The organism is Vibrio sp. JCM 18905 (assembly GCF_055393305.1).
Genome location: NZ_AP043880.1, coordinates 717,273 through 732,920, shown reverse-complemented (window position 1 = coordinate 732,920; position 15,648 = coordinate 717,273). Strand labels below are relative to the sequence as shown.

Annotated in this window: 17 protein-coding genes; 10 read left to right on the top strand and 7 right to left on the bottom strand. The window is 44.0% G+C overall.

The annotated features are described in order from the left end of the window. Positions 1 to 21: 21 nt before the first annotated feature. Together pdhR and ampD are read right to left on the bottom strand one after the other, a co-directional pair. Positions 22 to 789, bottom strand: coding sequence for a pyruvate dehydrogenase complex transcriptional repressor PdhR (gene pdhR / locus ACZ5ZC_RS20170; RefSeq protein WP_005396680.1), 768 nt, complete (start codon positions 787 to 789; stop codon positions 22 to 24). 405 nt (positions 790 to 1,194) lie between these two features. Next, positions 1,195 to 1,746: a 1,6-anhydro-N-acetylmuramyl-L-alanine amidase AmpD gene (gene ampD, locus ACZ5ZC_RS20165; protein ID WP_464932226.1), complete on the bottom strand. Its 552-nt coding sequence runs from the start codon at positions 1,744 to 1,746 to the stop codon at positions 1,195 to 1,197. Between the two features lie 92 nt (positions 1,747 to 1,838). On the opposite strand from ampD, the gene nadC reads away from it, so the two are divergent. The 8 genes from nadC to yacG all read left to right on the top strand — a co-directional run bounded on the left by nadC (position 1,839) and on the right by yacG (position 9,054). Next, positions 1,839 to 2,726, top strand: a complete 888-nt coding sequence (gene nadC / locus ACZ5ZC_RS20160; protein ID WP_054867115.1) for a carboxylating nicotinate-nucleotide diphosphorylase — start codon at positions 1,839 to 1,841, stop codon at positions 2,724 to 2,726. A gap of 254 nt (positions 2,727 to 2,980) precedes the next feature. Beyond that, positions 2,981 to 3,439: a pilin gene (locus ACZ5ZC_RS20155; RefSeq protein ID WP_464932225.1), complete on the top strand. Its 459-nt coding sequence runs from the start codon at positions 2,981 to 2,983 to the stop codon at positions 3,437 to 3,439. Between the two features lie 11 nt (positions 3,440 to 3,450). Next, complete coding sequence (pilB, locus tag ACZ5ZC_RS20150; RefSeq protein ID WP_464932224.1) at positions 3,451 to 5,136, top strand: type IV-A pilus assembly ATPase PilB; 1,686 nt, start codon at positions 3,451 to 3,453, stop codon at positions 5,134 to 5,136. 23 nt (positions 5,137 to 5,159) lie between these two features. Further along, entirely contained in the window at positions 5,160 to 6,383 is a 1,224-nt protein-coding gene (locus ACZ5ZC_RS20145) for a type II secretion system F family protein (RefSeq protein ID WP_074191781.1), read from the top strand. A 64-nt stretch (positions 6,384 to 6,447) separates the two neighbouring features. After that, the gene (locus ACZ5ZC_RS20140) at positions 6,448 to 7,317 is read left to right on the top strand and encodes a prepilin peptidase (RefSeq protein WP_464932223.1); all 870 of its coding nucleotides are present in this window, start codon (positions 6,448 to 6,450) and stop codon (positions 7,315 to 7,317) included. Next, complete coding sequence (coaE, locus tag ACZ5ZC_RS20135) at positions 7,318 to 7,932, top strand: dephospho-CoA kinase (RefSeq protein WP_048625972.1); 615 nt, start codon at positions 7,318 to 7,320, stop codon at positions 7,930 to 7,932. A 27-nt stretch (positions 7,933 to 7,959) separates the two neighbouring features. Continuing rightward, the gene (gene zapD / locus ACZ5ZC_RS20130; protein WP_005396691.1) at positions 7,960 to 8,700 is read left to right on the top strand and encodes a cell division protein ZapD; all 741 of its coding nucleotides are present in this window, start codon (positions 7,960 to 7,962) and stop codon (positions 8,698 to 8,700) included. A 159-nt stretch (positions 8,701 to 8,859) separates the two neighbouring features. After that, entirely contained in the window at positions 8,860 to 9,054 is a 195-nt protein-coding gene (gene yacG / locus ACZ5ZC_RS20125; RefSeq protein WP_005396692.1) for a DNA gyrase inhibitor YacG, read from the top strand. Positions 9,055 to 9,550: 496 nt separating this feature from the next. Here yacG and rplS read toward each other — a convergent pair whose 3' ends face one another. The 5 genes from rplS to ffh form a co-directional block, all read right to left on the bottom strand. Beyond that, a complete protein-coding gene (gene rplS / locus ACZ5ZC_RS20120; RefSeq protein ID WP_005379971.1) occupies positions 9,551 to 9,904 on the bottom strand; it encodes a 50S ribosomal protein L19 in 354 nt (117 codons plus the stop codon). A 41-nt stretch (positions 9,905 to 9,945) separates the two neighbouring features. After that, positions 9,946 to 10,689, bottom strand: a complete 744-nt coding sequence (gene trmD, locus ACZ5ZC_RS20115; protein ID WP_005425529.1) for a tRNA (guanosine(37)-N1)-methyltransferase TrmD — start codon at positions 10,687 to 10,689, stop codon at positions 9,946 to 9,948. A 27-nt stretch (positions 10,690 to 10,716) separates the two neighbouring features. Beyond that, a complete protein-coding gene (rimM, locus tag ACZ5ZC_RS20110) occupies positions 10,717 to 11,265 on the bottom strand; it encodes a ribosome maturation factor RimM (RefSeq protein WP_005379964.1) in 549 nt (182 codons plus the stop codon). Between the two features lie 29 nt (positions 11,266 to 11,294). Next, positions 11,295 to 11,543 (bottom strand): 30S ribosomal protein S16, encoded by a 249-nt coding sequence (rpsP, locus tag ACZ5ZC_RS20105; RefSeq protein ID WP_005379962.1) that lies wholly within the window; start codon positions 11,541 to 11,543, stop codon positions 11,295 to 11,297. A gap of 209 nt (positions 11,544 to 11,752) precedes the next feature. Continuing rightward, positions 11,753 to 13,135 carry a signal recognition particle protein gene (gene ffh, locus ACZ5ZC_RS20100; RefSeq protein ID WP_005385423.1) on the bottom strand — a complete coding sequence of 461 codons (1,383 nt, stop codon included), beginning with the start codon at positions 13,133 to 13,135 and terminating at the stop codon, positions 11,753 to 11,755. A 224-nt stretch (positions 13,136 to 13,359) separates the two neighbouring features. Here ffh and ACZ5ZC_RS20095 point away from each other — a divergent pair, with 224 nt between their 5' ends. Both ACZ5ZC_RS20095 and ACZ5ZC_RS20090 read left to right on the top strand, forming a co-directional pair. Beyond that, the gene (locus ACZ5ZC_RS20095; protein ID WP_167426247.1) at positions 13,360 to 14,154 is read left to right on the top strand and encodes a cytochrome C assembly family protein; all 795 of its coding nucleotides are present in this window, start codon (positions 13,360 to 13,362) and stop codon (positions 14,152 to 14,154) included. A gap of 124 nt (positions 14,155 to 14,278) precedes the next feature. Continuing rightward, positions 14,279 to 15,547, top strand: a complete 1,269-nt coding sequence (locus ACZ5ZC_RS20090; RefSeq protein WP_005396696.1) for an HlyC/CorC family transporter — start codon at positions 14,279 to 14,281, stop codon at positions 15,545 to 15,547. The last annotated feature ends 101 nt before the right edge of the window (positions 15,548 to 15,648 follow it).

Genomic DNA, 15,648 nt, shown 5'->3' with positions numbered 1-15,648 from the left:
CTACTTATTTAAGTAACGCTCTTACGAGTCGTTACCCTGCTGAATTCGACGCAGAGAACGCTCTCGTCGAGACTCTTCTCGAGTCAAATCCAACAATGTTTCTTCGATGTAAGCCAAGTGCGAGTGGGACATTTCTCGCGCCTTTTCAGGCTGACCAGAAACAATCGCATCCACGATATTGGCTCGGTGTTTACTGACTTTCTCGACCGCTTCTGGGCGGCGACGTAGTAATTTAAAATTTTGTAGAATATTTTGCTCAAGCAAAGGTGCTAAGCTTCGAACAATGTGCAACAAAACCACGTTGTGCGCGGCTTCGGTCAAAGCGATCAAAAATTGCATTACTTCCGCAGATTCAGCTTCGATATCGTTGTTTGCTTGCTCTTGGCTAATGCGTTCAAGGCAACCTTGAATACGCGCAAAATCTTCTTCGGTACCACGTAAAGCTGCAAAGTAAGCTGAAATTCCTTCCATTGCATGACGAGACTCAAGCACATCAAGCTGGGTTTCAGAATGACTAGACAACAAATTCAACAAGGGATCTGAAAAGCTCTTCCAGATATTCTCACTTACGAATGTTCCGCCACCTTGGCGACGAGTTAACAAACGCTTCGCTTCTAAGCGTTGAATGGCTTCTCGGACTGAAGGACGAGACACATCGAACTGTCTTGCCAGTTCACGCTCTGGAGGCAGTTGTTGCCCCGGAGACAATGTTCCTTCCACTATCAACCTTTCTAACTCTTGTTCGATAACATCAGAGAGTTTTGGCTGACGAATCCTTTGATAAGCCATAATTTATTGTTCTTCTACTCTTGCAGGTAATTGGTAATACCAATTTTAAGTTGGTGCAGAAATTAACATAATTAAAACGCCACTGTCCAGCCGAAAATTGACCTAAATCATAGAACGAGCTTACTTCCAACACTCTGATAACAATCGACTGTTAAAACAGCAATAGAATTGGTATGACCAATTACATAAAGCATACAAATGGGAAGTCGACGTGCTAGCAATTTTGGAAAAGAAATACAGAAAATGACAAAATTATCAGTCTATTTCTTCACCAAAACGGCGTATACGAGCGTAAAAGTGTAGTTAACTTTTAACAATCATTAATATTTCTGGTATCAAAAAAAGGCATACCTGATCGTATGCCTTATTTATTTCGCTTTTTTGAATTTACACTTTCGCTACAAATCAACGCTGTATAAGCTGTCTATATTTCACCCAATCAAAGCTTAGACCAGGATCGCTTTTTCTCAAGGGCGCAATATATTGATGACCGGTAATTCGTGGCAGGGTGATGTGGGGATAAGACTGCATAATTACCTCAGTGATCTTTGCAAGTGATTGATATTGCGCTTCTGTGTAGGCAGTAAATTCTGTCCCTTCAAGCTCGATACCAATGGAATAGTCATTACAACGCTCCCTGCCCGCGAAACTGGATTGACCGGCATGCCATGCTCTATCGAGAAAAGAAACAAATTGAACAACCTCGCCGTTTCTCTTAATCAAGCAATGTGCAGAAACGCCCATTTTGTGAATAACTTCAAAAAATGGATGTGCGTTTGGGTCTAGCTTGCCAGTGAAGAAGTCTTCTATATATGGTCCACCAAACTGCCCAGGAGGCAAACTGATGTTGTGTACCACCAGCAGAGAGATGTCGTTTATATCAGAGCGGGCATCAAAAAATGGTGACGGAACATGCTTTGCCTGTGTCAGCCAGCCATTCTCGATAATTGGGCGCATATCAACCTCTCTTCTTTGCAAATTAACTGCTGAAATTATTGACACCGGAGAGTATCATCCGTTGCCATCTCCCTTTCAAGACAAGATTTGCGATGAAGAACACACACAACATTCAAGAACGCCTAGAATACCTTAAACAACAACTCCCTTTAGAGATCACTCGCTCTGTCGCTGATACCTTAAAAGAAGATCTAGGTGGCAGTGTCGACGCAGATAACGACATTACTGCATCTTTGATCCCTGCCGAGGCGGTTAATACCGCAACGATTATTACTCGTGAGCATGGTGTGTTCTGTGGTCAAGCATGGGCTGATGAAGTTTTTAAACAGCTCGGTGGTAAGGTCAGCATTGAATGGCACGTAAAGGACGGCGATAAAGTCGAACCTAACCAAACCCTTTGTACGCTGACAGGCCCTGCTCGTGACTTGTTAACTGGTGAGCGTAACGCAATGAACTTCATCCAAACGCTGTCTGGCTGCGCAACAGTTACCGCAGAGTACGCTGAAAAAATCGCGCATACTGAGTGTCGTCTACTAGACACACGCAAAACCATTCCTGGTCTGCGTAGCGCACTAAAATACGCCGTGACATGCGGTGGTGGCTTTAACCATCGCATCGGCGTGTTCGATGCTTACCTCATTAAAGAAAACCACATTATTGCTTGTGGTGGCATCACTCAAGCCATCCAAAAAGCGAAAGAGCTTAACCCGGGCAAGCCAGTAGAAGTAGAAACGGAAAGCTTAGAAGAGTTGAAACAAGCGATAGACGCCGGTGCCGACATCATCATGCTAGATAACTTCACGAAAGAAATGATGCGTGAAGCCGTAGCGATTAACGCAGGTCGTGCCGCTTTAGAGAACTCAGGGAACATTACGCTAGAGACCATCGCAGAATACGCAGAAACCGGTGTCGATTACATTTCGGTAGGCGCGTTGACTAAGCATTTAAAAGCGATGGATCTTTCGATGCGCTTCAAATAATAAAAGCAACAAATCTCAAATTACTTCAACTAACTCAGTGAGTTGTGAGTAACTCATCATTAAAAAGGGCCAATAGGCCCTTTCTTTTTATCCATTAAAAAATAGTACTACTCGCAAAACTCTGCATGCAATATGCAACTTTCTACCAAAGAGTTTTATCTCACTCGAGAGCCCATCTCTTCCCCATTTTCAACTCGCCTTAACTCTCCATAATCTTTCGCTAATGCAAGAGCATTATTAATTAAGGGTTAAAAATGAAAAACAGTAAACAAAAAAAACAACAGGGTTTCACCCTGATTGAATTAATGATTGTGGTTGGGATTATTGGAATTCTAAGCGCTTTGGCAGTACCTGCATATAAGAGCTATGTAATAAAAACAGAAGCTAACGCAGGGGTGAGTATTCCGAGAGCTCTTCTCACCAATATTGATATGTATATTCAAGAAGAAGGCTCATTTCCTGAGGACGGCCAAGCGGCTGATTTTGGTGCCGCTACAGATATGAGTGCGATGGGTACGCTGGCGTTTGTTAAGGATGGTGATGTACAAACTGAGGGCACAACGACGTTTACTTACGGTGCTGAAGCTACTTTGAACGGGCAAGTTGTTACGTATACAAGAACAGGTGCAGGGTGGAAGTGTGAGCATGATATACCGGTAACTATGCTAGCTGATGATTTAAAGGGCTGTGAACGAAATGTTGGAACACCTTAAGTCTAGGTATTATGTCTAGAAACCTCTCAACCGTTCTTCGCCAAGCAGGAATACTGACCTTTTCCCAAGAAGAATCGTTGCTTGAGCAAGTCAAAGCTTCTGGCATTTCAATGCCGGAAGCTTTACTCAGTTCTGGATTATTAACATCAAGCGAGCTAGCTGATCACTTAAGTTCTCTCTTTGGTTTGAGTCAGCCCGAGTTATCTCAGTATGAGTACGCTTCGCTTTGTCAACAACTCGGTCTACGTGAATTAATCACTCGACATAACGCACTCCCACTCCAGCGCACGCCTTCAACTTTGTTATTAGCCGTTGCCGACCCGACGAACCAACAAGCAGAAGATGACTTTCGTTTTGCGACAGGGTTGCAAGTAGAGCTTGTTCTCGCTGATTTTCGCGAGCTGACCGCTGCGATTCGGCGCTTATATGGCCGAGCACTTGGGCAAGAAAAGTCTGGATTAAAAGAGATCAACCAAGAAGAGTTAGCCAGTCTGGTTGACGTGGGCGCAGATGAAATCGACAACATTGAAGACTTGAGCCAAGATGAGTCTCCTGTTAGCCGTTACATAAACCAAATTCTGTTGGACGCTGTGCGCAAAGGCGCATCCGATATCCACTTTGAGCCTTATGAAAAGATGTACCGCGTTCGCCTACGCTGTGATGGCATCTTAATTGAAACACAGCAGCCACCAAGCCACTTAAGTCGCCGCTTATCCGCTCGTATCAAAATCCTCTCTAAACTTGATATTGCAGAGCGACGTTTACCACAAGATGGGCGTATTAAGCTCAAGTTGAATCAAGACACCGCAATTGATATGCGTGTATCCACGCTACCTACTCTATTTGGAGAGAAAATTGTACTACGACTGCTCGACAGCAGCTCTGCGTCATTGGATATCGACAAGCTTGGTTATAGCAAACAACAAAAACAATTGTACTTGGATGCGCTGCGTCGCCCACAAGGCATGATTCTGATGACAGGGCCAACCGGGAGCGGAAAAACCGTTTCTCTGTACACTGGATTGAGTATTCTCAATAAGCCAGAAATCAACATTTCCACAGCAGAAGACCCGGTAGAAATTAACTTATCGGGCATTAACCAAGTACAAGTACAACCCAAGATCGGCTTTGGCTTCGCAGAGGCGTTACGCTCTTTTCTTCGTCAAGACCCCGATGTGGTCATGGTCGGTGAGATTCGTGACTTAGACACTGCGGAAATCGCCATAAAAGCATCGCAAACCGGTCACTTAGTACTTTCAACCTTGCATACCAATTCTGCGGCTGAAACGGTTATTCGTTTATCAAACATGGGCGTAGAAAGCTTTAACTTGGCCTCATCTCTTAGTTTGATTATTGCCCAGCGCTTAGCCCGTAAACTGTGCTCGCACTGCAAACAATCACAAGAGCTTACCGTTCAGCTACAACATCTCGGAATTCAAGCAAGCGACAACATTTTTAAAGCCAATCCCGATGGATGCAATGAGTGTACCCATGGTTATTCCGGCCGAACGGGGATTTATGAAGTGATGCGCTTTGATGAATTTCTTTCCGAAGCGCTTATTAAAGGCGCGTCGGTACATGAACTAGAAAAACTCGCCATCGCAAATGGTATGAGCACGTTACAAATGTCGGGCATAGAAAAACTCAAACAAGGGATCACAAGTTTTAGTGAACTACAGCGCGTACTTTATTTTTAATCCTTTAATCAGCAGTCTCCTCTATGAAAACCACTACACCACAACTTAAAAACTTCCGCTGGAAAGGCATCAACAGTTCAGGCAAAAAGACGTCTGGACAAACTCTCGCGATGACAGAAATTGAAGTACGCGAGCGTCTAGACGCACAGCACATCAAGATCAAGAAGTTAAAGAAAAGCAGTATCTCGTTTCTCACTAAACTCAGCCATCGCGTGAAAGGCAGAGACATCACGGTGTTCACCCGTCAGATTTCGACGATGTTGATAACTGGTGTGCCCTTAGTTCAGGCTTTAAAATTGGTCTCAGAAAACCATAAAAAAGCAGAGATGAAATCCATTTTGATGAGCGTGACACGCGCCGTTGAAGCCGGTACGCCCATGTCAAAAGCCATGCGCACTGCAAGTGAACACTTTGACCCACTCTATACCGACCTTATCGCAACAGGTGAGCAATCCGGTAACTTAGCGGAAGTGTTCGAGCGCTTAGCCACCTACCGAGAAAAAAATGAGCAGCTTCGTGCGAAAGTGATCAAAGCACTGATTTACCCAGCCATGGTAGTGCTAGTAGCGTTAGGCGTGTCGTTTATCATGCTCACCAAAGTCATTCCCGAGTTCGAAAAAATGTTTGTTGGTTTTGGTGCTGACTTACCTTGGTTTACCAGGCAAGTGTTGGATCTTTCCGCCTGGACACAAAACTGGAGCCCCTTTATAGCACTAGGCTCTATCAGTCTATTCATCTCGGCGAGAATCCTCTCTAAGCGTTCAGATTCTTTTCGCTTAATGCTCAACCGCTCTGTGCTTAAATTTCCTGTTCTGGGCCCTGTATTATCAAAAGCCGCTATCGCCAAATTTAGTCGAACACTCGCCACAAGCTTTACAGCGGGTATTCCAATTCTAACCAGTTTAAAAACCACATCAAAAACCTCAGGAAACTTACACTATCAACTCGCCATAGAAGAAGTTTACCGTGATACCGCCGCAGGTATGCCAATGTATGTTGCCATGCGTAACTGTAATGTGTTCCCTGAATTAGTGTTACAAATGGTCATGATCGGTGAAGAGTCTGGTCGACTTGACGATATGCTCAATAAAGTTGCAACGATCTACGAGTTTGAAGTCGATAACACCGTCGACAACCTTAGTAAAATTCTAGAGCCGCTAATTATCGTTTTTTTAGGCATCGTTGTTGGCGGATTAGTGACAGCAATGTACTTGCCAATCTTTAACTTAATGAGTGTATTGGGCTAGAATGAGTTGTTAACTCCTTTAAAACAGCATCTTGCTGATTTCACTCATCGCTCAAGAGACAAATATGGAAGTATTCCAGTACTACCCTTGGCTATTCGTTGTGTTTGCCACCATCTTCGGTCTGATCGTGGGTAGCTTCCTCAATGTGGTTATTTATCGACTACCTAAAATCATGGAACTAGAATGGCGACACGAATGTGCCGAGTCATTTCCTGAATACAAAATAGAACCTCCTAAAGAAGTGCTGACCTTGAGCGTCCCACGCTCCTCCTGTCAGAAGTGCGCAACGCCGATACGTATTCGAGACAACGTCCCTGTGATTAGCTGGCTGCTTTTAAAAGGCAAATGCCACAACTGTCAGACAGCCATTAGCGCACGCTATCCACTGATTGAACTGCTCACTGCGTTCTGCTCAGGCTTTGTCGCTTACCACTTTGGTTTTAGTTACTTTACCGTTGCCCTACTCTTTTTCACTTTTATCTTAATCGCCGCAACATTTATCGATCTCGATACGATGTTGTTACCTGACCAATTAACATTACCATTAACTTGGGCTGGCATTGCCTTAGCATTAGTCGAAATAAGTCCTGTTACTCTACAAGATTCTGTCATTGGTGCTATTGCTGGTTACCTATGTCTCTGGTCCGTTTACTGGGGCTTTAAGCTACTTACTGGTAAAGAAGGAATGGGATATGGTGATTTTAAACTACTCGCAGCACTAGGGGCTTGGCTGGGCTGGCAGTCACTGCCGATGATCATTCTACTTTCTTCTGTGGTTGGCATCGTATTTGGCATCATTCAACTACGCTTGCAAAAACAGGGAATTGAAAAAGCTTTTCCTTTCGGTCCTTACTTAGCAATTGCTGGTTGGATAAGCTTAATTTGGGGCGAGCAGATTTTAAACTGGTACTTTACTTCAGTTCTAGGAGTGTAAATGGCTTTGGTTATTGGTTTAACAGGTGGTATCGCTAGTGGAAAAACAACCGTCGCGAATCTGTTCAAACAACAATTTAAAATCGATATCGTCGATGCCGACATTGTAGCAAGAGAAGTTGTCGAGCCAGGTACTCCCGGCCTAAACGCGATTATTGAACATTTTGGTCACGATATCGTTCGTGAAGACCAAACTTTAGATCGCGCAAAGCTGAGAGAGAAAATCTTTTCAAACTCAGATGAAAAAGCATGGCTCAACGCACTGTTGCACCCGATAATTCGTGAAAAGATGATCGAAGATTTGCAGCAAGTCACCTCAGAGTATGCGTTACTTGTGGTGCCGTTGCTCGTAGAAAACAAGCTAGACAGTTTGTGTGATCGAGTTCTTGTCGTCGATGTAGAACCGAATACACAGATATCTCGCACGATGAAACGAGACAATGTGAGTGAAGAACAAGCTCGCGCTATCCTTGCCTCTCAAGCATCAAGAGAGCAAAGACTCACGCTTGCAGACGATGTGGTTAAGAATAATCCAAGTGACCCAGATCTTTTGCTTCAAATCACAGATTTGCACGAAAAGTACCTAGCCATGTGTAAGAAAAATCTGCGAAAATAGGAACGAAACTCACAAAGGCTTATGTCGATGACCACGCACAAATTTGAACATCCGTTAAATGAGAAAACTCGTATTTATCTAAGAGTGGAGTCTCTGCTGCGTCAGGCTCACTTGGCCTCTGGGTTTAGCGAAAATCACCAGTACCAACTGTTTTTCCGTGCGTTATTCGATATGGTTGAAATCTTCGAACAGATCCAGTTGAAAAGTGAACTGGCCAAAGATCTAGAGAAACAACGGCTGTCGTACCGCCATTGGCTAAATGTTGATGGCGTCGATCAAGACGCATTAAATACCCTACTACAAGAGATAGATGTCGTTCATAGCCAACTGATGGGTGCAGAGCGTTTTGGTCAAGCACTAAAAGAAGATCGCTTCTTAAGCTCTATCCGCCAACGCTTTAATCTACCGGGTGGTTCATGCTGTTTTGATTTGCCAGCGTTACATTACTGGCTTCACCTACCTATTGAACGCAAAAAGCATGATGCGCAGCAGTGGCAAGCAAGCTTAAGGCCCTTGTCTGATGCGCTTTCATTGTGGTTAAAGCTCACTAGAGAGACCGGACATTTTAAAGCTCAAATCGGTCGTGCGGGTTTCTTCCAAAGTGACGCTGATGAAGCTAATATTCTAAGACTTCACATCCCAATGGAATATGGCGTTTATCCTATGATTTCTGGCCATAAAAACCGCTTTGCGATCAAGTTTATGTCGTTTGAAAACGGTCAAGCGTGCACACAAGATATTGAGTTTGAACTTGCTGTGTGCAGCTAAGGCGACACTAAGCCTCACCCCCCACAATCTAAAATTCAACGCTTTATTGCGCTTATATTGGATAAAATTTCGTAGCAGCAATAGCGCGTTGAATAAGCCATCTTGAATTCATTTAGGTATACTACCCTTTAACACCAATTAGTAATGGGACGCTCAACTATGTCTAAAATTACCATCGTTCAATGCCCACAATGTGGCGCCGACGTAGAATGGGGAGAACAAAGTCCTCATCGCCCTTTCTGCAGTAAACAATGCCAAATGATTGATTTTGGTGAATGGGCAGATGAAGAAAACACCATCCCAGGCGCCCCCGATATGTCCGACAGTGATGGCTGGTCTGAAGACCAGTATTAAATTGAGGCCTAGGGTAAGGGAATATCCTAGGCTCCTTCTTGGGGAATCTGAATCACGCTCCTTCGTCGCTGTCCAGAGTGACGAATTTTAACCGCAGAGCCCTGTAATCTTTGGTCATCATTTGCCATCATTCCGAGGAACCATAGCGACATCAGGAATCCACTCACAGTAAGGACACTTCTGAAGTTGACGACTTAAACACTAGTGCTTTCGGCTAGTAGATTCTGAATCCCGCTACTTCTTCGCTATCCAGAATGATGAATTTTAACCATTGCGGTCTGCAATCGGTATTCATTCACCCCTTTTCAACTCTGACTATTTTGATGACCTAGCAAAGCTATTTTTATTCGAGCAAGGCAGAGGCGCGGAGTATATGCCAGTGCATGAGCATCGGCAGTTCAGGTCGGATGAAAAGAAAACGAGCAAGCTAATTACACAAATAAAAAAACGGAGCCCTAAAAGGACTCCGTTTAAGATGAGAACGCTAGTTATAGCATTACTTCTTAGCAAGTTTCTCTTTGATACGAGCAGACTTACCAGAACGCTCACGTAGGTAGTACAACTTGGCACGACGTACTGCACCACGGCGTTTAACTTCGATGCTATCAACGATTGGAGAGTGTGTTTGGAACGTACGCTCAACACCTTCACCGTTAGAGATTTTACGTACAGTGAAAGCAGAGTGTAGACCACGGTTACGGATTGCGATTACAACGCCTTCGAAAGCCTGTAGACGCTCACGGTCACCTTCTTTTACCTTAACTTGAACTACAACAGTGTCACCTGGTGCAAATTTAGGTAGGTCTGATTTCATTTGCTCTTCTTCAAGAGCTTTGATGATGTTACTCATTTTTTAAATTCCTAGAATAAACTGATACTAAATAAATTAGGTTACTTTGCGTTATGTTCACTAATGAACTCAGCAAGTAATTGTTCCTGTTCGTCAGTCAGAGCTAGGTTTTCCAGGAGCTCTGGTCTTCTTAGCCAAGTTCGGCCCAGCGACTGTTTTAGTCGCCATTGACGAATGTCCTTGTGATTGCCTGACATCAGTACCGCTGGTACCTCTTTGTCATCCAATACTTCTGGACGCGTATAGTGAGGGCAATCTAACAAGCCATTTGCAAAAGAGTCTTCTTCTGCTGACGCGAAATCCCCTAGTACACCCGGAACAAACCGAGAGACAGAGTCGATTAACGTCATGGCTGGTATCTCACCACCCGTCATCACAAAATCACCAATCGACCATTCTTCGTCGACTTCAGATTGAATGATGCGCTCATCTACCCCTTCATAACGACCACAAATCAGAAGCAAGTTCTCATTCGTTGCCAGTTCTTCCACTCCTTTCTGGTCGAGCTTGCGACCTTGAGGAGAAAGGTAGATGACTTTCGTCTTGCCCGGTGAGGCTGCTTTCGCGGTATGAATGGCATCGCGCAAAGGCTGAACCATCATTAACATACCAGGGCCACCACCGTAAGGTCGGTCATCGACAGTGCGATGTTTGTCGTGAGTAAAATCTCTAGGATTCCAAGTCTCAATCGACAAAAGACCTTTTTTAACCGCTTGACCTGTTACTCCAAAATCAGTAACAGAACGGAACATTTCTGGAAAAAGGCTAATAACGCCAACCCACATGTTTATCTCGCTCTGTAATTTTGGAAATTAGAATCCAGGATCCCAGTCAACTTCGATCCGTTGAGCTTCGCGATCAACATTAATGATCACTTGCTCTTCAAGGAACGGGATTAATCGTTCCTTCTGCCCGAAAGCATCTTTAAGATTTGCTTTAACAACCAGAACATCGTTTGAGCCAGTTTCTAGCATGTCAGTAACGACACCTAGATCGTAACCTTTAGTGGTTACAACTTGCATCCCAAACAATTCGCGCCAGTAGAACTCATCTTCTGACAATTCAGGAAGTACCGCAGGGTCAATAGCAATTTCAAAGTTCGTCATTAGATGCGCGTCTTCACGAACATCCATGCCTTCCAGCTTAGCCACCATACCTTTGTTATGGCGCTTCCAGCTTTCTACTTTGTACTCAACCCACTTGCCCTTTTGGTTAATATACCAAGGGCTGTAATCGAAAATGCTTTCAGCATTGTCTGTGTAGGAAAAAACCTTAAGCCAACCTCGAATGCCGTAAGTAGCACCAAACTTGCCTACAACAATCTTTTCGTTGCTCATTGTTTCTTTACCTTTCATCGACATAAACTAGTTTCTACTTTTCAAGTAAAAAATTAAGCCGCTTTTTGAGCGTCTTTAACTAGCTTAGCAACGCGGTCAGATACAGAAGCGCCTTGACCAACCCAGTGGTTAACGCGGTCTAGGTCTAGACGTAGACCTTCTTCTTGACCTTTAGCAGTTGGGTTGAAGAAACCAACTTTCTCGATGAAACGGCCAGTTGCAGCGTTGCGGCTGTCCGCTACTACGATTTGATAAAATGGACGCTTTTTAGCGCCGTGACGTGCCAAACGAATGGTTACCATGTCGTCCTCTTTGCTTTCTCAAAAATAAAATTAACCCCAAAAACCATTCAAGAAATTAAATAGTTTGGGGTCTCGTGCCAAAATAAAGCTCCGGAATTTTACTCTTCTCCCGGAGCAATGCAAGGACTTTAGTTACTTTTTCACCAACATAAATTGAATTTAAAGTTTGTGACGTACCTAACACCCTGAATCTATGCGTGATCGATTAATTAACGACCAAATGGGTTGAAACCACCGCCTCCACCCATGCCGCCCATCATGCCTTGCATGTTGCGCATCATGCCTTTCATGCCACCTTTTTGCATCTTTTTCATCATCTTCTGCATTTGGGTGAACTGTTTTAGTAAGCGGTTTACGTCTTGAACCTGCACACCAGAACCAGCCGCAATACGCTTCTTGCGCGAGCCTTTGATAATCTCTGGGCGTTGACGTTCTTTCATTGTCATGGAGCTGATGATCGCTTCCATCTGTTTGAACATCTTGTCATCGACTTTGTCTTTCACATTGTCTGGTAGCTGAGACATGCCAGGAAGCTTATCCATCATGCCCATCATGCCGCCCATGTTTTGCATCTGGCCTAGCTGTTCACGGAAATCTTCAAGGTCGAAACCTTTCTTCTCTTTGAACTTCTTCGCCAGCTTTTCTGCTTTTTCTTGGTCAACGTTGCGTTGTAGGTCTTCAATTAAAGACAGAACGTCACCCATACCAAGAATACGTGAAGCAACACGATCTGGATGGAACGGTTCTAGCGCGTCAGTTTTTTCACCGACACCCAAGAATTTGATTGGTTTGCCCGTTACATGGCGTACTGACAGTGCCGCACCACCACGAGCATCACCATCAACTTTAGTTAGAACCACACCGGTAAGAGGTAGCGCATCGCCAAAGGCTTTTGCTGTATTTGCTGCGTCTTGACCCGTCATAGCGTCAACAACAAATAGCGTTTCTACTGGGTTGATAGCTGCGTGAAGATCTTTGATCTCCCCCATCATCTCTTCATCAATCGCCAAGCGACCTGCGGTATCGACAATCAATACGTCGTAGAATTTTTTCTTCGCATGGTCAATCGCTGCATTGGCGATATCAATAGGCTTCTGATCTGGTGATGATGGGAAGAAGTCAACACCGATGTCTGATGCCAGCGTTTCAAGCTGCTTGATTGCCGCAGGGCGGTAAACGTCGGCAGACACAACCAAGACTTTCTTCTTGTCACGTTCTTTTAAAAGCTTAGATAGCTTACCTACCGATGTGGTTTTACCCGCACCTTGTAGACCCGCCATAAGAAGCACAGCAGGTGGTTGAGCGGCAAGGTTTAGAGCCTCATTCGACTCACCCATTACGGCTTCAAGTTCTGTTTGAACGATCTTGATAAATTCCTGACCAGGAGTCAGAGATTTAGAAACTTCTACACCTACCGCTTTTTCTTTAACGCGGTTAACAAATTCACGAACAACCGGAAGCGCAACGTCAGCTTCAAGTAAGGCCATTCGTACTTCACGTAGGGTCTCTTTAATGTTGTCTTCGGTCAGACGACCTTTGCCACTGATATTTTTCAGCGTTTTGGATAATCGATCCGTTAAATTCTCAAACATCTTTGTCTCTTCGCTAAAATGGCGATTAATTAGTGTGAGTATACATTAGCCAAGGTCTGAGTCATACCCGTACCGCTGCTCTATTCTTGTCTCTATTTCTATATGGTGCGGTAACTTATTAATTTCAATATCTCATCTCTCACGATTGATGTCGGATATAACGTAGCCCCAAAGTGTAATGCAAGGTATAATTTCCTCATTGTGCACAATAATATTTAGGATTCATGGATAGCTTAATAGCCATCGCGGCCGCCATACTTTATGTTTTGGCGATTGCGACCATCATACCCGGACTCTCACAGCAGTCAGGAATCAAAGCAAAAACAGTGTTTGCTAGTGCTGCCTGTGCGCTTGTTTTTCATGCGTGGATTTTGAGTGATCTGATTTTTGATGGTGCAGGTCAAAACCTTAGTATTCTCAACGTAGCCTCTTTGATCAGTTTTATTATTTCTCTGGTCATGAGCCTTGCTATGTTGAAAAATCGGTTGTGGTTTTTATTGCCTGTCGTTTATAGCTTTGCTGCCATCAATTTATCTGCTGCCACATTTTTGCCAAGCACGTTTATCAAGCACCTAGAGAATGACCCTAAGCTACTCATTCACATTTCTTTTGCGCTGTTCTCATACGCAACTTTAACTATCGGTGCACTCTACGCACTTCAGCTGGCTTGGTTAGATCACAAACTGAAAACAAAAAAATCTTTGGCGATTAACCCAAACCTGCCGCCTTTATTAATGGTAGAGCGTCAGCTATTCAAAATTATTTTGATCGGTAATTTATTGTTAACTGGCACGCTCATTACTGGCTTTGTCTTTGTGCAGGATATGTTTGCTCAAGGTAAAGCGCATAAAGGCATTCTTTCTTTCATCGCTTGGGTTGTGTACTCAATACTGCTTTGGGGTCATTATCAAAAAGGTTGGCGTGGTAGAAAAGTTACTTGGTTCGCTGTCGCAGGGGCAACGCTGTTAACTCTGGCGTATTTTGGCAGTCGCTTTGTGAAAGAAATCATCTTGAATTAAGGAGCTCTAGGGCTCCTATCCTTTATATTTTAGGCTAGATAAAATACAGTACGCCTTAACCCTTTGACTTAACGGACTTACTCAACCGTTATATAACCCAATACTTACAAGGAACAGCAACGTTTTGGACGACATCTCTACGGGTATCTTGTTTGCGCTACTCGCGTGTCTTATCGTCATATCAGGTTACTTTTCCGGCTCAGAAACAGGGATGATGTCTCTGAACCGTTATCGCTTAAAGCACTTAGCCAAAAATGGGCATAAAGGCGCTAAGCGAGTCGAAAGGCTATTAGACCGTCCAGATCGTTTGATTGGTCTTATTCTTATCGGCAACAACCTCGTTAATATTCTCGCGTCCGCTATCGCGACCATTATTGGTATGCGTTTGTATGGTGATTTAGGTGTCGCCATCGCAACCGGTGCACTGACTATGGTTGTATTGGTTTTTGCTGAAGTTACCCCAAAAACAATTGCAGCGCTGTACCCTGAACGCGTGTCTTACGCGAGCAGTATACTACTGACCATATTGATGAAGTTACTATCGCCTTTGGTGATGCTCGTTAACTTTATTACGAATGGCTTTATTCGTTTACTTGGCGTAAAAGCCGATCACTCGGTAGAAGACCATCTTAGTTCCGATGAGCTGCGTACCGTAGTAAACGAAGCTGGCGGATTGATCCCTCGCCGACACCAAGACATGTTGGTGTCTATTTTGGATCTTGAACACGTCACTGTGAACGACATCATGGTGCCACGCAATGAGATTACCGGTATCGATATTAATGATGACTGGAAATCCATCGTTCGTCAGCTTACCCACTCACCACATGGACGCATTGTTTTTTATCGTGACCAAATTGATGAAGTGGTTGGCATGCTGCGCCTGCGTGAAGCTTACCGCCTGATGCTGGAAAAAAACGAGTTCAATAAAGAGACGCTATTACGTGCTGCGGATGAAGTCTATTACATCCCGGAAGGCACGCCACTGAACGTGCAAATGTTAAAGTTCCAACGCAACAAACAGCGTATTGGTCTGATTGTTGATGAGTATGGCGACATTATTGGCTTGGTGACATTGGAAGATATTCTGGAAGAGATCATTGGCGAATTCACGACCTCGATTTCTCCAAGCCTTTCTGATGAAATCAGTCCTCAAGGTGACGGAAGCTTCCTCATTGAAGGCAGCACCAATATCCGAGATATCAATAAAGGCCTGAAATGGGATTTACCAACGGATGGCCCAAGAACGTTAAACGGTCTTATTTTGGAGCACCTGGAAGATATTCCAGAGAGCCATTTAAGCGTGAGAGTGGCTGGTCATCCAATGGAGCTTGTTGAGATTGAAGAAAACCGCATCAAGCTCGTTCGTGTTTATCCTAAAAAGAAAAAATAGCCTCTATCTACAACTCACGATAAGAAATAAAAAGAAAAGAGCCTGATCATGTCAGGCTCTTTTTAGTTCTGGATAAATATGCTTCTTGATAAGTTTTTTAG

What these genes read in the sequence shown, in the direction of transcription:
- pdhR (WP_005396680.1), bottom strand. Translation starts at nt 789, where the DNA reads ATGGCTTATCAAAGGATTCGTCAGCCAAAACTCTCTGATGTTATCGAA.
- ampD (WP_464932226.1), bottom strand. Translation starts at nt 1,746, where the DNA reads ATGCGCCCAATTATCGAGAATGGCTGGCTGACACAGGCAAAGCATGTT.
- nadC (WP_054867115.1), top strand. Translation starts at nt 1,839, where the DNA reads ATGAAGAACACACACAACATTCAAGAACGCCTAGAATACCTTAAACAA.
- ACZ5ZC_RS20155 (WP_464932225.1), top strand. Translation starts at nt 2,981, where the DNA reads ATGAAAAACAGTAAACAAAAAAAACAACAGGGTTTCACCCTGATTGAA.
- pilB (WP_464932224.1), top strand. Translation starts at nt 3,451, where the DNA reads ATGTCTAGAAACCTCTCAACCGTTCTTCGCCAAGCAGGAATACTGACC.
- ACZ5ZC_RS20145 (WP_074191781.1), top strand. Translation starts at nt 5,160, where the DNA reads ATGAAAACCACTACACCACAACTTAAAAACTTCCGCTGGAAAGGCATC.
- ACZ5ZC_RS20140 (WP_464932223.1), top strand. Translation starts at nt 6,448, where the DNA reads ATGGAAGTATTCCAGTACTACCCTTGGCTATTCGTTGTGTTTGCCACC.
- coaE (WP_048625972.1), top strand. Translation starts at nt 7,318, where the DNA reads ATGGCTTTGGTTATTGGTTTAACAGGTGGTATCGCTAGTGGAAAAACA.
- zapD (WP_005396691.1), top strand. Translation starts at nt 7,960, where the DNA reads ATGACCACGCACAAATTTGAACATCCGTTAAATGAGAAAACTCGTATT.
- yacG (WP_005396692.1), top strand. Translation starts at nt 8,860, where the DNA reads ATGTCTAAAATTACCATCGTTCAATGCCCACAATGTGGCGCCGACGTA.
- rplS (WP_005379971.1), bottom strand. Translation starts at nt 9,904, where the DNA reads ATGAGTAACATCATCAAAGCTCTTGAAGAAGAGCAAATGAAATCAGAC.
- trmD (WP_005425529.1), bottom strand. Translation starts at nt 10,689, where the DNA reads ATGTGGGTTGGCGTTATTAGCCTTTTTCCAGAAATGTTCCGTTCTGTT.
- rimM (WP_005379964.1), bottom strand. Translation starts at nt 11,265, where the DNA reads ATGTCGATGAAAGGTAAAGAAACAATGAGCAACGAAAAGATTGTTGTA.
- rpsP (WP_005379962.1), bottom strand. Translation starts at nt 11,543, where the DNA reads ATGGTAACCATTCGTTTGGCACGTCACGGCGCTAAAAAGCGTCCATTT.
- ffh (WP_005385423.1), bottom strand. Translation starts at nt 13,135, where the DNA reads ATGTTTGAGAATTTAACGGATCGATTATCCAAAACGCTGAAAAATATC.
- ACZ5ZC_RS20095 (WP_167426247.1), top strand. Translation starts at nt 13,360, where the DNA reads ATGGATAGCTTAATAGCCATCGCGGCCGCCATACTTTATGTTTTGGCG.